The organism is Streptomyces sp. NPDC101194, assembly GCF_044767885.1.
Lineage (GTDB): Bacteria > Actinomycetota > Actinomycetes > Streptomycetales > Streptomycetaceae > Streptomyces.
Genome location: NZ_JBIWOS010000004.1, coordinates 458408 through 470597 on the forward strand (window position 1 = coordinate 458408; position 12190 = coordinate 470597).

Consider the following 12190-nt stretch of genomic DNA (forward strand, 5'->3'; position numbering starts at 1 on the left):
TACTGAGCTGAGATCAGGCCACCCGGGCGAGAAGGTGCTGGACCAGGGTGATCAGGGCCTGCGCGGACGAGTTCTCGTCCCGGGCGTCGCAGTACACGACCGGGGTGTCCGGCAGCAGGTCGAGGGCCTCTCGCAACTCGTCCTCGGCATGCTGGGAGTACGGGTCGAAGCTGTTGACCGCGACGGCGTACTCCAGCCCGTACGTCTCGACCAGGTCGATCACCGGGAAGGTGTCGGCGAGACGTGCCGGGTCGACGAGGAGCAGCGCGCCGAGCGAACCGCGGGCCATGTCCTCCCACAGCTCGACGAACCGCTGCTGGCCCGGCGTACCGAACAGGTACAGCACCAGCTCGTCGCTCAGCGTCAGACGGCCGAAGTCCAGCGCGACCGTCGTGGTGACCTTGTCGGGTGCGCCCCGCAGATCGTCGACGTGGGCACTGGCCTGCGTCATCCTCTCCTCGGTGCGCAGCGGTGTGATCTCGGAGAGAGTGCCGATGAGCGTCGTCTTGCCCACGGCGAAGTGTCCGACGACGAGGATCTTCGCCGCACGCTGTACCGCGTCCGGCACATAGATGCTCTCAGCCGAACCGGACATGGAGTCCATGCAACACCTCTTCGAGGATCTTCCTGTCAACGAGCTGAGCCGGCGGTGGCGCCTTGCGGCGCATCAGATGACCCTGTTCCGCTAAATCGTTCAGCAGCAGCCGTGCCACTCCGACGGGCAGTTCCAGATGGCCCGCGACCTCGGCCACCGACAGATAGCCGCCGGAACACAGCTTCCAGATCGCCCGGACCTCGGGGCTCGGGTTCGGGGGCTGCTGCCGGCCGGGTGCGATGGTGACCAGAGTGACGAGGGACAGACCCTCCGCGTCGGGCAGCCCGCGTCCGCCGGTGATGACGTACGACCGGACGAACCCGCTGCTGACGGACTGCTCGTCGCCCGGCGCCGTCATGCGTCGCTTCCGACGTCGAGGCGGGGAGGCGTGGTCATCGCCTTACCCAGCGCGGTGACCTGCTGCTGCATACGGAAGGACATGGCCTCCATGTCCACGTCGGCCGCGGCGGCCGCCGCCAGATAGGCGCCGGTGCCCGCGGCGATCAGGAAGATCCAGCCGTGCTCGTACTCAAGGAGCGTCTGACGCCACCGACCCGGGGCCTGGGCCCCGATGAAGGGCGCGACGGCCCGGCTCAGCGACTGCATGGAGCTCATCGCCGCCGCCACGGTCTCCGCGTCGTCCCGGCCGATCTCACTGGAGTTGGCCAGCAGCAGGCCGTCGGCGGAGACGAGGATCGCGTGCCGCGCGCCGGGTACCTGGAGCACATCGTTGAGCACCCAGGTCAGATCGGGGTTCACTGGATCTCGGGTCCTTCCATCGTCGTCATGTCACGTCCGGACCGTGTTCCGCGCTGGAACGCGCCCAGGCGGGAGGCGGTCTCCTCGTTGCTGCGCACCGGCCCGGGGTCGGTCGACGGCACCACTGACACCGGGCTCTTGCGACGACGCTTGGGCAGGCCACCGGCGGTGGTGAAGGACCCCGTGGGCTGTGGGGCGGAAACCGGCTGTGCGGCCGGCGGGAACAGCGGGGTCGGAGGCGGCGCGCTCACCTGGCGGCGGGGGAGCGCCGACACCTCCGCGTCGTGGTCGACGGGCGCCGCAGCGGCCACCGGGGGCGTGGGCGCATCGCCGGTGAGAAGCTCGTCGGGCAGGAGAACCACCGCGCGTACGCCTCCATAAGGGGATACCGAGTCCACCGAGACCTTGAACCCGTAGCGGGCGGCCAGCACACCGGAGACGGCGAATCCGAACTGCGGGGGAATGCCCAGGCTGGACACGCTGATCGCGGCCTGGGGCGCGAGGAGGGCCGCCGCGCGGTCCTTCTCCTCCTGGCCCATGCCGAGGCCCGCGTCGTCGATGATGAGGCAGACGCCCTTCGGGACGGCCTGGATGTTGATCTCCACCGGCGTGCCGGGGGCCGAGTAGTTGGTGGCGTTGGCCAGCAGCTCGGCGAGGACCACCGCGACCGGCTCCACGGCCTTGCTGACGACCGAGAAGTTGACCTGTCCGTTCACCCGGACCCGGTCGAACTGGCGGATACGGCCCTGCGCGCTGCGGGCCACGTCGAAGACCGAGGCGACGGTCTCCCTGCGCCCGAGCCAGCCGCCGCACAGCACCGCGATGCCCTGCGCGCGGCGGCCGAACTGGCTGTTGGCGTGGTCGATGGCCATCAGGTCGGCGAGCATGTTGGGGTCGTCGCCGTACTTCTTCTGGGCGTTCTCGACGACCACCTGCTGCTCGTCCGCGAGCCCCTGGAGGGTACGCACGGCCGCCTTGAGGACGGCCTTGGTCTCCTCCTCGGCGTCCTTGCGGACCTCGTTCATCTCGGCGGCCTGACGGTGCAGCAGACCGGTGTGGGCGACGTGGAGTTCGTCCCGCTGCCGTTGCAGCGCGTCACGCTCGCCCCGGAGATCGGTGTTCTGTCTGCGCAGCCCGATGTTGGTCTTGCGAGCCCGCAGGACGGCACCGACAGCGACCAGTGCTACGACAACCAGCGCCCAGAAGAGAGGGCCCTGTGCAAATGTCATGAGACTCACTTCAAGTGCCATGGCTATGGAAACGGCTTGACGCTCCCTCATGAGCTGCACCGGCCGGACTGGTCGAGTCGCGACTTGTGCTGCGCAGGGAAGGCCCCTCCGAAAGCGGGGCCGAGGAATTCATCCCTCCCGGAATGCCCCCATACGCCATCAGCCCACTGGAAGTAAGATGATCTTAGCATCGGCCTCGCGGGTAAATGTCAAGACCGACACGCCAGTTGCACTCTTGACTCGGAATGTTCACATCCGGGGTCGGAGTCGGCCGTCCATCGCCGGGCTGACCTGGGTCTTTTCGGTGGACATAGGTGACGAACGATCAAGAATGCGTACGCGGTGCGTATATGAAGGTGTGACCCTCCTGACCGCCGCCGCGGCATACGCGTCGGTGGACGGCGCATCTGCCGCTTCCGCGGGAAGGGTTCGCGGGTTGTTCCCGGGCGAGGCCTCCGTCGCGCCTCTGCCTGTGGTGCACATGGTCAACCACCCGTACCCGTGGTCGGCAACCGGAGCCTCGGCCGGTGACAAAGCCGGATGTTCGCCGTGTTCCGCGGCCGGGCGGGTTCAGCCGCGGTGCGTACGGGTGCCGGTCAGCAAGGCCAGGGCGACGGCCTGGATCGCCGCGACCACCACGACGAGCACCGGGACCGAGTAGCCGTAGAGACCGCCGACGAGTGCGCCACCGGCCAGGGTCGCGGCGCCGACGACCCCCGCGAAGACCCCGTACGCGGTCGCCCGCCGCCCCGGCGGGACGAGGTCGGCGACGGTGGCCTGCAGCGTGGACTCCTGGATGCCCGTCGCAGCACCCCACACCAGTGAGCCGATCACCGCGACGGCGAGGCTGCCACCGAAGGCCAGCACGGGCACCGAAGCCGCCAGCAGCGGCAGCACGGCCAGCACCCGGGGCCCGATCCGGTCGTAGGCCCATCCGGTGGCCAGTGCCGCCAGCGCGTCCATGGCCATGGCACCGGCGTACAGCACCGGCACCCAGGCCGTGGCGAGCATCCCGTGCGCGACGAGGTGGAAGGACAGCACGCCGTACGTGGCGAACCCCGAGGTCGTGACGGCCGTGAACGCGGCGTACCGCCAGAACGCGGCCGGCAACCGCCCGGAGCCGGTCTCCGTGCCGGCCGCCGCCGCCCCTGCCGCGCCTTCGTACACCGCGGGCTGCGGGACGCGGTGCCTGAGCCGGACCAGCAGGGCCAGCACCGCCACGCCCGGCAGGGCCAGGACGCCGAGCGCCGGTGCGTAGTCGCCGCCCGTCAGGGCCAGCACACCGGCGACGGTCAGCGGGCCGATCAGCGCGCCGATCTGGTCCATCGCCTGGTGCACGGCGAAGCCCCGTCCCCGGCCCGTCAGCGCGGTGGCGTACGACAGGAGCGTGTCCTTGGCGGGGGAGCGGACGGCCTTGCCGACCCGTTCGGCGACGACCAGGGAGCAGGCGGCCCAGAGCACCCCCGTCAGGCCCAGCACCGGCACGCTGACCACCGTCAGCGCGTAACCGGCGATCGTCCAGCCCCAGAACCGGCCCGTCCGGTCCGCCAACGGCCCCGAGACCAGTCGCAGGATCAGCGCCGCCGCCTCACCCGCACCCGTGACGACACCGACCACCAGGGCCGAGGCCCCCAGCGAGGCCAGCAGCGGACCCGTGATCGAACGGGCCCCTTCGTAGACGAGGTCGGCGAGCAGGCTGACGGTTCCGAACCAGACCACGAATCGCCAGGGGCGCATCGTCGGCCGCCGCTCCGCTACGCCCACAGGGCCTGGGCGAGGGCGACTCCGGCGAACGCGGCGCCGAGTGCGGCCACGACGCTCGCCAGGATGTTGGCGGCGGCGTAGAACCGGGCGCCGTCCTCGGCCAGCCGCAGCGTCTCGTAGCTGAAGGTGGAGTAGGTGCTGAGCGCTCCGCACAGCCCGGTGCCGAGCAGGAGCTGCAGGTGGGAGGTGGCGGCCCCGGCGGTGGCGGCGCCGGTCAGCAGCCCGAGGACGAGTGATCCGGTCACGTTGACGGCGAGGGTGCCCCAGGGGAAGACGGTGTCGTGCCGGGACTGGACGGCGCGGTCGGTGAGATAGCGCAGCGGGGCGCCGACCGAGGCCCCGACGATCACCAGGAGCCAGTTCACGGGTTCCGCTCCCGTTCGTCGTCGTGGTGGACCGTCTCGCAGTGGTCCAGGACGGCCAGGCCACCGTCGGTGAGCAGTTCCTCGACGCGTGGCAGGAACGCGCGGATCTTCTCCTCGGCATCGATGATCACGACCGCCACCGGCAGGTCCTCGCTGAGCGAGAGCAGCCGTTGGGTGTGGATCATCGACGAGGTGCCGAACCCCTCGATCCCACGGAACACGCTCGCGCCGGAGAGCCCCGCCCGGTGCGCCCGGTGCACGATCTCCGTGTACACGGGCCTGTGGTGCCAGCCGTCGGTCTCGCTGACGAGCACCGTCAGTCGCAGGGCCGGGACCGTGTTCGTCCGTCCTGTCATGGTTGCCTCCACGCCAGTACGCGGCGGGTGGCCCACACCGCGCTCCACACCGCCGTCAGGGCGGCGAACAGGGTCAGTCCCAGATACGCCAGGCCCGGGCCGGGCCGGCCGTGGGCGACGAGGCGTTGGATGTCCACCGCGTAGGTGGAGAACGTGGTGAATCCGCCCAGCACCCCCGTACCGAAGAACGGTCTCACCAGCCGGTGTGCCGCCCATACGTCGCTGATCACCACCATGAACACGCCGATCACCGCGCAACCGACGACGTTCACGACCAGCGTCGTCCACGGGAAACCGTCCGGCGCGGTGGGCCACAGGAGGGACGCCCCGTACCGGGCCGACGCCCCGATCGTGCCGCCGAGGGAAACCACGGCGAGGACCGACCACGGTTGTTGGGAGAGCCCGACGCGCCAGCCGGGCGCACTCCGCCCGGCGTCCGGATCGCCGCGCTCCGTCACCGCTGCCGGGGGCACGCGGCGTGACTGGGCCTGCCTGGGCATACGTCTCCCACCTGCCGGGCGCCCGCGTACGGGCGCACTCCATCGCAAGCAGGGACCGTTGGCGGCACGCGCGCACGCGCCCCGCGGTTCGGGTACGGCGGGCCCCACCGCCGTACAGCAGCCGTCACCGGCCGCTGCTCCCCCCAGGCTAGCGCCGTCGACGACACCCCGGCCACCGCGGCCGCGTCCGGCCACCCGGAGATCACGGACGAGGTGCGCCCCTTCCCCTCGGGGCCCGGTGACAGGGCCCCGGAGCGGGATCACCGATCCGGGACGCGGTGGCTCTCCGACGCCGCCCGGCCCCACGGTCCTGCCCGCCGGGCCAGGGGATACCGATCGGGCGAACGGCGGCGCGTGCCACGGCCATCGGCCGCCGGAGGCGCGACCATACGCAGGCGATGGTTCCCCCTCCGAGGAAAGGACTTTCCCGTGCGCCGTGCTCTGATCGTCGTCGATGTGCAGAAGGACTTCTGTGAAGGTGGCAGTGTCCCCGTGAAAGGCGGTGCGGACCGGGCCGTGGCCATCGCCGACCTGATCCGACGAGCCGACGGGCAGTACGCGCACGTCGTCGCCACCCGCGACCACCACATCGACCCGGGCGCCCACTTCTCCGAACACCCGGACTTCCAGAACTCCTTCCCCGTGCACTGCGTCGTCGGCGGCGAGGGAGGCGAGTTCCATCCGAACTTCGCGCCCGCCGTCACCTCCGGCGCCGTGGAAGAGGTCTTCTACAAAGGTGCGCACTCCGCCTCGAAGAGCGGCTTCGAGGGGGCGACCGAGGACGGCACGTCACTGTCGGACTGGCTGCGCGCCCGCGATGTCACCGCCCTCGACGTCGTCGGCATCGCCACCGACCACTGTGTGAAGGCCACCGCGCTGGACGGTGTGCGAGCGGGCTTCGAGGTCCAGGTGCTCCTCGACTACACCGCAGGCGTCGCGGCCGACACCACCGGCACCGCGCTCACCGAGATGCGCCGGGCAGGTGTCGCGCTGAGCGGCAAGCCCGTCGTCCTGGCCTGACCGGCGCGGTCCCGACATCGTGGCAGCGTCCGTTCGGCCCGGCGGCGGAACGGAGCGTCCGGTCGACGGATCGGAAAGCGGCCCGCACTCCGGCGAGGCCGATCCCCGCGAGGCCGGCCCGCTGTCAGCGCCGTCCTTCGACGCCGTTCGCGGCGGTGGCGAGCGCCTGTGAGAAGGCGCGGACGCGCGCCGTTTCGTGACTTCTGTGCCACACGAGAGCGAGGCGGGAGTCCGGGAGCCCGGTGACGGGCACGAAGGTGATCGCGCGACGGCCGTGGTAGTCGGCAGTGGGGCGGCACAGGAGCATGGCGCCACGGTCCGCCTGCACGAGGGCGAGGCCCTCCTGAAGAGTGGTCACCACGGGCCCGGCGGGGATGGCGAGACCCCCGGGGCCGGTACTCGGAGCCTGCGCCCGGCGCCAGTACTCCGGCGCCGGTCCACGGACGCCGATGAGCGGGCAGGCGGCGAGATCCTCGACGCTCAGACTCTCGCGTTCCGCGAAGGGGTGCCGGGTCGAGACCGCGAGGGACTGCGGCTGCTCGGAGAAGACCTGTCCGACGACGAGTCCGCTCTCCTCGACCGGCATGAGCACCACCGCCGTGTCGACTTCGTGACGGTGGAGCGGGCCGAAGGGGTCGGAGAGAGGGATCTCCACGATCTCGGTGGAACAGTCGGGGTGCCTCTTCTGGAAGAGCGCCACCGCGTTCATGACGTGATCGTCGGCGGTGCCCTGGAAGCCTATGCGCAGAAGTCCTCCGACGCCCCTGGCCACAGCGCGGACGTCGTCGAGAGTGGTCAGTATCGCGTCGAAGGCGGGTCGCAGACCCTCGTACAACTGCTCGCCGAGGGGGGTGAGCCGTACGCGGCGACTCGTGCGCTCGACGAGCCGCGCACCGACCCTGCTCTCCAGGGCGCGCAGCAACTGGCTCACGCGGCTCTGCGACACGTAGAGACGCTCTCCGGCCCGTCCGAAGTGCAGCTCTTCGGCCAGTGCGAGGAAGGCCTCCAGCTCGCGGCTCTCCAGACTGCTCACAGGCTTCCTCCCGACAGGTGCGAGCCGGGCCTCGCAGGCTGCCAATCTATCCATGAGCCCAGCTCATGGACGGATGAGGGATTCGCTGTTGTTCGGGCGATCTGCGGGCTGTTGTCTGACGGCATGACACAGGTCGAGGAATCCGCGGGTACGCCGCTCATGCCGGAACGGTCCGCGGCACGGGCCTGGTCGGGTGTGGTGGCGCTGGCGCTCGGTACGTTCACCGTGGTCACTTCCGAGATGCTGCCCGTGGGGCTGCTGACGCCGATGGGCGACTCCCTCGACGTCTCGGAGGGCGTGGCCGGTCTCACGCTGACCATCACAGGTCTGGTCGCGGCGGTCTCGTCACCCCTGCTGATCCCGGTGGCGGGGCGGTTCGACCGGCGCGTGGCGCTCTGTGCGCTGGTGATCGTGCTGGCGATCGGGAACGCCGCCGCGGCCTGGGCCCCGGGCATCGGCGTCATGGTCGGGGCACGCGTGCTGGTCGGAATCGGGATGGGCGGGTTCTGGGCCATGGCGGCAGGTCTCGCGGTACGTCTGGTGCCGACGAAGTCGGTCGGCACCGCGACCTCGCTGGTCTTCAGCGGCGTCGCCGTGGCCTCCGTGCTGGGCGTCCCGGCCGGGACGTACGCCGGCGCTCTGGCGGGCTGGCGCGCCGCCTTCCTGGGAGCCGCCGGCCTCGCGCTCGTCGTGCTGATCGCGCTCGCCGTCCTCCTGCCGCGGCTCCCCGCGGAGCAGGCCGTTTCGCTGGGCGGTGTGATGCGGCTCTTCGGCGACGCCCGCGTACGCACCGGCCTGTTCGTCGTCGCATTCGTGGTCACCGGCCACTTCGCCGCGTACACCTACGTCCGGCCGGTGCTGGAGGACGTCTCCGGCGCCGGTGCCGGAATGATCGGCACCCTGCTCCTGGTGTACGGAGTCGCGGGCGTCGCGGGGAACTTCGTCTCGGGCGCCGGGGCGGCCCGCTCGCCACGCAGGACGCTGGTGGTGATCAGCGCGGTCATGGCGGTCACCGTCGGGCTGCTTCCGGTGGTGGGTGGGTCGTTGCTCGTCGCGGGCGTACTGATGGCCGTGTGGGGCCTCGGCTACGGCGGTGTCTCGGTGAGCACGCAGACGTGGATCCTGGCCTCGGCCCCCGAGGCACGTGAGGGCGCTTCCTCGCTGTTCGTGGGGGTGTTCAACGGCGCCATCGCGCTGGGTGCGCTGCTCGGCGGCCTGGTGGCCGACGGGATCGGCATCACGGCGGTCATGTGGCTGGGCGCCGCGCTCGCGGTCGCAGCGGTGGCGACCGCGGCGTCCGGCCGCGCCCCGGCCGACGGCACGCTCTGAGACGACTGCCCGCGACCGCCCCCGTACGCTGCCTGAACCGCATCACTTCAGCCGTCGACCGGGAGCCCCGCGTGAGCGATCAGCCCGACCAGCAGACCGAGAAGCCCTTCCTCTACGTCGTCGTGTGCGCGGCCGGAATCGCCGGGGACGTCGGAAGGTTGATCACGGCAGCCCAGGAGGCGAACTGGGACGTCGGTGTCGTCGCCACCCCGCAGGGCCTCGGCTTCATCGACGCGAAGGCCGTCGAGGCCCGGACCGGCTACCCGATTCGCTCGGCCTGGCGCTCACCGGGCGACCCTCGCCCGCTGCCGCCCCCCGATGCGATCGCCGTCGCCCCGGGCACCTTCAACACGATCAACAAGTGGGCGGCGGGCAGTTCCGACACCCTGGCCCTCGGCATCCTGTGCGAGGCGTACGGCTTCGGCATCCCGACCGCCGTCCTCCCGTACCTGAACTCGGCTCAGGCCGCCCATCCGGCGTACCGGGCGAGCCTGGACCGGCTGCGTGGGATGGGCGTCCTGATCGGCTCGCACGAACCGCACGAGGCCAAGTCCGACGGCGCGGCCGACCGCTTCCGCTGGGAGGAGGCGCTGGAACTGCTCACTCCCGAGCTGTCCCGCCCGGCCTGATCGGCGCCGCCGGGCTCGTGGCGGCTGGGGCCGGGGCTGCGGCTCCGGCCGCGAGACCGGAGCAACGGGCGTTCGGGACGTCACCAGTTGATGGCGTCGTCCATCGACTGCTGCCAGTACGTGACCTTGAGCGAGTCGTCGACGTAGACGCCCTTGGCGGGCAGCGAGGGGTGGGCGCCCGCACCGACGCTCTCATTGCCGGAGCGGCCGTGGAAGTAGACGACCAGGGACTTCTCCGTGTGGCCGTGGGCGCCGCTGCCGTCGGTGGCGGACAGACTCACGGAGGCATAGCCGGATTCGCCCGGCTGCAGCGTGACGACGGCCTGCGGCTTGGAGTCCTCGATGACCGGCGGCACCGACTGGGCCTCGCCGAAGCGTACGGCCGGGTAGCGGTACAGGTAGCAGGTGTTGCTGCCGGTGTTGGTGACGGTGAGGAGCATGTGGTTGACGGGGCGGTTCAGCGGGGCTGCGACGGTCTTGGTGTTGGAGCCCTCGCAGGTGACGATCTTGCCGGAGGAAGTGGGGGCCTTCGCGGCGGGGGCGTGCGCGGCCGGCTTCGAGGCGAGGGTGGCCGTCTTGGCGTCGCCGGAGGAGGGGCCGCGGTCGGAGGATCCGGAGGCGGAGGCGGGGGCCGACGGCGCGGGCGTGGAAGCGGAGGACGAGGAGCTCGTGGAGGAATCCGTAGAGGCGCCCTCGTCCCGCGCCCCCGTTCCGTCGCTGCACGCGGTCAGGGAGAGGGCGGCGAGCGCGACGGTCGCGGCGGCGGTCAGAAGGCGGGTGCGGGAGTTCCGGATGCTCGACATGTGGACGTGCCCCTTCGGTGTTCGGGTGGGTGTGGTGCTTGGATGACTGGAGCTTGTGGGGTGATCCGTCCCGGCCGCCATGGGCAGCGGGGGGTTAGGAACGCTGGAACACTGGAATGGGCTCTGAGCAGGGAAGACGCAGTGCCCCTGGAACGCGTGAACGGGACATGGGGGGATCGTGGAACGAGTGTCGGAGACGAAAGGGGCCGGGGGGACGGGCGAGTTCGCGGCGCTGCTGCGGGAGCTGAAGGACCGTTCGGGGCTGAGCTACGGGGCGCTGGCCAAGCGTCTCCACATGAGCACGTCGACGCTGCACCGCTACTGCAACGGCACCGCGCTGCCCACGGAGTACGCACCGGCGGAGCGCTTCGCGCGAGTGTGCCGGGCGACGCCGCAGGAGCTGGTGGAGCTGCACCGGCAGTGGATCCTGGCGGACGCGGCACGAAGGGCCAGGCCGGACCAGATCACGGAGGACGGGGCGAGGAACGCGGGTGACACCGCCGCGGACCCGACTCCGGCGACGGGCTCGGCCCAGGAGGCCGGTCCGGCCGGGGTGGCCGGTGGAACCGGTTCGCCGGAGACGGCGGCCACCGGATCGCCTGCGGATCCGGCCGACGCGGCGTCGACGCACGGACCGGGCGGAGACGATGAGCCGGTTGTCGTCGACGTGCCGCGCGATCCCACGCCGCCACGGCGTCGCCGCAACGCCCTGATCGCCTCCGCCGCGGTGGCCGCCGTGCTGGGAGCCGTGGTGCTCGCCGTCAATGTGCCCTTCGGCGGGGGCGGGGGCGGGGACGACGCGGGGGACCGGCGTGCCGCCGGTACCACCGTCGCGCCCCTCGACCCGGCGGACGGCAAGGAGCCATCGCCGACGCACGCCGCGACGCCTTCCCCGACCGGCGGGAGCCGCACACCGTCCGCCTCCGCCTCCGGCGCCGGATCCACCCCTGGCACCTCGAAGCGCGGTGGCGCGCAGGGCGCGGGCGGGCGCACCGGTGGCAGCACCGCCGTACCGCTGAACGTCGCCACCCGCCCCTACGTCTACGAAAGCCCGTGCAGCCAGCACTTCCTGGTCGACAGCGAACCCGAGCAGGTCGGCCCGCCCGCGAGCGAACAGGACGCGCCGCGCTGGGCCGCCGCCTACGGCGCTGTCTCCTCGGGGGAGCAGCGGGTCGCCCTGACCGTTCAGGGCACCGGGCGGGACACGGTCGTCCTGGAGGCACTGCACGTACGCGTCGTCGGCAAGGGAGCGCCGCTCGCCTGGAACGACTACTCGATGGGCGTCGGCTGCGGGGGTGGCGTCGGCACCAAGTCCTTCGACATCGATCTCGACAACGGCAGCCCCATGGTCACCGTCAAGAACGGCCAACGCGACTTCCCGTACAAGGTCAGCGAGTCGGACCCGGAGGTCTTCTACATCAACGCGCACACCAAGGCGCACGACGTCCGCTGGGATCTCACCCTGGACTGGTCCAGCGGCAGCCGCCGCGGCACGATGCACATCGACAGCAGCGGTACCCCGTTCCGCACGAGCGCCGGCACCGGCCGGCCCGGCTACGACTACCCGTTGGGCGGCGGCGAGTGGATCGAACGGACGGACTGACCGGCCCCACGCGGGCCGCGGCGGGCCGACGGTACGGGCGCGCGGGCTCGATCCACCAGGACTTCTGAGCGACGACGGCCTGTTCGACGAGAGCCCGGATCCTCGCGTGGGACCGGCTGACCGCAGGCCGGTGGAGAGAGTCTTCACCGGCCCCAGCAGGGGATACGGACCGTGCCCGCCACCCCCGTACCCGCCGGGGCGATCA

General features: G+C 71.4%; 14 protein-coding genes and 1 pseudogene. 4 read left to right on the plus strand and 11 right to left on the minus strand.

Annotation, left to right across the window (positions count from 1 at the left end; translation table 11 throughout):
- Positions 1 to 13 precede the first annotated feature (13 nt).
- The 8 genes from ACIRP2_RS18685 to crcB (ACIRP2_RS18720) all read right to left on the minus strand — a co-directional run bounded on the left by ACIRP2_RS18685 (position 14) and on the right by crcB (ACIRP2_RS18720) (position 5568).
- Complete coding sequence (locus ACIRP2_RS18685; RefSeq protein ID WP_404251526.1) at positions 14 to 604, minus strand: GTP-binding protein; 591 nt, start codon at positions 602 to 604, stop codon at positions 14 to 16.
- Positions 579 to 953: a DUF742 domain-containing protein gene (locus tag ACIRP2_RS18690; protein ID WP_404251528.1), complete on the minus strand. Its 375-nt coding sequence runs from the start codon at positions 951 to 953 to the stop codon at positions 579 to 581. Before ACIRP2_RS18690 ends, ACIRP2_RS18685 begins: the two co-directional genes overlap by 26 nt.
- Positions 950 to 1354: a roadblock/LC7 domain-containing protein gene (locus ACIRP2_RS18695; RefSeq protein WP_404251530.1), complete on the minus strand. Its 405-nt coding sequence runs from the start codon at positions 1352 to 1354 to the stop codon at positions 950 to 952. Before ACIRP2_RS18695 ends, ACIRP2_RS18690 begins: the two co-directional genes overlap by 4 nt.
- Positions 1351 to 2583: an ATP-binding protein gene (locus ACIRP2_RS18700; protein WP_404251532.1), complete on the minus strand. Its 1233-nt coding sequence runs from the start codon at positions 2581 to 2583 to the stop codon at positions 1351 to 1353. Before ACIRP2_RS18700 ends, ACIRP2_RS18695 begins: the two co-directional genes overlap by 4 nt.
- Positions 2584 to 3153: 570 nt before the next feature.
- Positions 3154 to 4320: an MFS transporter gene (locus tag ACIRP2_RS18705; RefSeq protein ID WP_404251534.1), complete on the minus strand. Its 1167-nt coding sequence runs from the start codon at positions 4318 to 4320 to the stop codon at positions 3154 to 3156.
- Positions 4321 to 4337: 17 nt separating this feature from the next.
- Positions 4338 to 4712 carry a fluoride efflux transporter CrcB gene (crcB, locus tag ACIRP2_RS18710; protein WP_404251536.1) on the minus strand — a complete coding sequence of 125 codons (375 nt, stop codon included), beginning with the start codon at positions 4710 to 4712 and terminating at the stop codon, positions 4338 to 4340.
- Positions 4709 to 5068, minus strand: coding sequence for a DUF190 domain-containing protein (locus ACIRP2_RS18715; protein ID WP_404251538.1), 360 nt, complete (start codon positions 5066 to 5068; stop codon positions 4709 to 4711). The genes crcB (ACIRP2_RS18710) and ACIRP2_RS18715 overlap by 4 nt, the downstream gene beginning before the upstream one ends.
- Positions 5065 to 5568, minus strand: coding sequence for a fluoride efflux transporter CrcB (gene crcB / locus ACIRP2_RS18720; protein ID WP_404251540.1), 504 nt, complete (start codon positions 5566 to 5568; stop codon positions 5065 to 5067). Before crcB (ACIRP2_RS18720) ends, ACIRP2_RS18715 begins: the two co-directional genes overlap by 4 nt.
- A gap of 429 nt (positions 5569 to 5997) precedes the next feature.
- Here crcB (ACIRP2_RS18720) and ACIRP2_RS18725 point away from each other — a divergent pair, with 429 nt between their 5' ends.
- Entirely contained in the window at positions 5998 to 6588 is a 591-nt protein-coding gene (locus tag ACIRP2_RS18725) for an isochorismatase family protein (RefSeq protein ID WP_404251542.1), read from the plus strand.
- Positions 6589 to 6712: 124 nt separating this feature from the next.
- Here the strand turns inward: ACIRP2_RS18725 and ACIRP2_RS18730 are convergent, their stop codons facing one another.
- Positions 6713 to 7621 carry a LysR family transcriptional regulator gene (locus ACIRP2_RS18730; RefSeq protein WP_404251544.1) on the minus strand — a complete coding sequence of 303 codons (909 nt, stop codon included), beginning with the start codon at positions 7619 to 7621 and terminating at the stop codon, positions 6713 to 6715.
- Between the two features lie 123 nt (positions 7622 to 7744).
- On the opposite strand from ACIRP2_RS18730, the gene ACIRP2_RS18735 reads away from it, so the two are divergent.
- Positions 7745 to 8950 carry an MFS transporter gene (locus tag ACIRP2_RS18735; RefSeq protein ID WP_404251546.1) on the plus strand — a complete coding sequence of 402 codons (1206 nt, stop codon included), beginning with the start codon at positions 7745 to 7747 and terminating at the stop codon, positions 8948 to 8950.
- Between the two features lie 71 nt (positions 8951 to 9021).
- A complete protein-coding gene (locus ACIRP2_RS18740) occupies positions 9022 to 9579 on the plus strand; it encodes a flavoprotein (protein WP_404251548.1) in 558 nt (185 codons plus the stop codon).
- Positions 9580 to 9659: 80 nt separating this feature from the next.
- Here the strand turns inward: ACIRP2_RS18740 and ACIRP2_RS18745 are convergent, their stop codons facing one another.
- Positions 9660 to 10382 carry a DUF4232 domain-containing protein gene (locus ACIRP2_RS18745; RefSeq protein WP_404251550.1) on the minus strand — a complete coding sequence of 241 codons (723 nt, stop codon included), beginning with the start codon at positions 10380 to 10382 and terminating at the stop codon, positions 9660 to 9662.
- Between the two features lie 187 nt (positions 10383 to 10569).
- Here ACIRP2_RS18745 and ACIRP2_RS18750 point away from each other — a divergent pair, with 187 nt between their 5' ends.
- A complete protein-coding gene (locus ACIRP2_RS18750; protein WP_404251552.1) occupies positions 10570 to 11985 on the plus strand; it encodes a helix-turn-helix domain-containing protein in 1416 nt (471 codons plus the stop codon).
- A 55-nt stretch (positions 11986 to 12040) separates the two neighbouring features.
- On the opposite strand, the pseudogene ACIRP2_RS18755 reads toward ACIRP2_RS18750, so the two are convergent.
- Positions 12041 to 12170, minus strand: a pseudogene (locus tag ACIRP2_RS18755) (IS5/IS1182 family transposase); the annotation flags it as partial.
- Positions 12171 to 12190 lie beyond the last annotated feature (20 nt).

Excerpts from the sequence above, each read along its gene's own strand:
- ACIRP2_RS18685 (WP_404251526.1), bottom strand. The coding sequence starts at position 604 with ATGGACTCCATGTCCGGTTCGGCTGAGAGCATCTATGTGCCGGACGCG.
- ACIRP2_RS18690 (WP_404251528.1), bottom strand. The coding sequence starts at position 953 with ATGACGGCGCCGGGCGACGAGCAGTCCGTCAGCAGCGGGTTCGTCCGG.
- ACIRP2_RS18700 (WP_404251532.1), bottom strand. The coding sequence starts at position 2,583 with ATGACATTTGCACAGGGCCCTCTCTTCTGGGCGCTGGTTGTCGTAGCA.
- ACIRP2_RS18705 (WP_404251534.1), bottom strand. The coding sequence starts at position 4,320 with ATGCGCCCCTGGCGATTCGTGGTCTGGTTCGGAACCGTCAGCCTGCTC.
- ACIRP2_RS18715 (WP_404251538.1), bottom strand. The coding sequence starts at position 5,068 with ATGACAGGACGGACGAACACGGTCCCGGCCCTGCGACTGACGGTGCTC.
- crcB (WP_404251540.1), bottom strand. The coding sequence starts at position 5,568 with ATGCCCAGGCAGGCCCAGTCACGCCGCGTGCCCCCGGCAGCGGTGACG.
- ACIRP2_RS18735 (WP_404251546.1), top strand. The coding sequence starts at position 7,745 with ATGACACAGGTCGAGGAATCCGCGGGTACGCCGCTCATGCCGGAACGG.
- ACIRP2_RS18745 (WP_404251550.1), bottom strand. The coding sequence starts at position 10,382 with ATGTCGAGCATCCGGAACTCCCGCACCCGCCTTCTGACCGCCGCCGCG.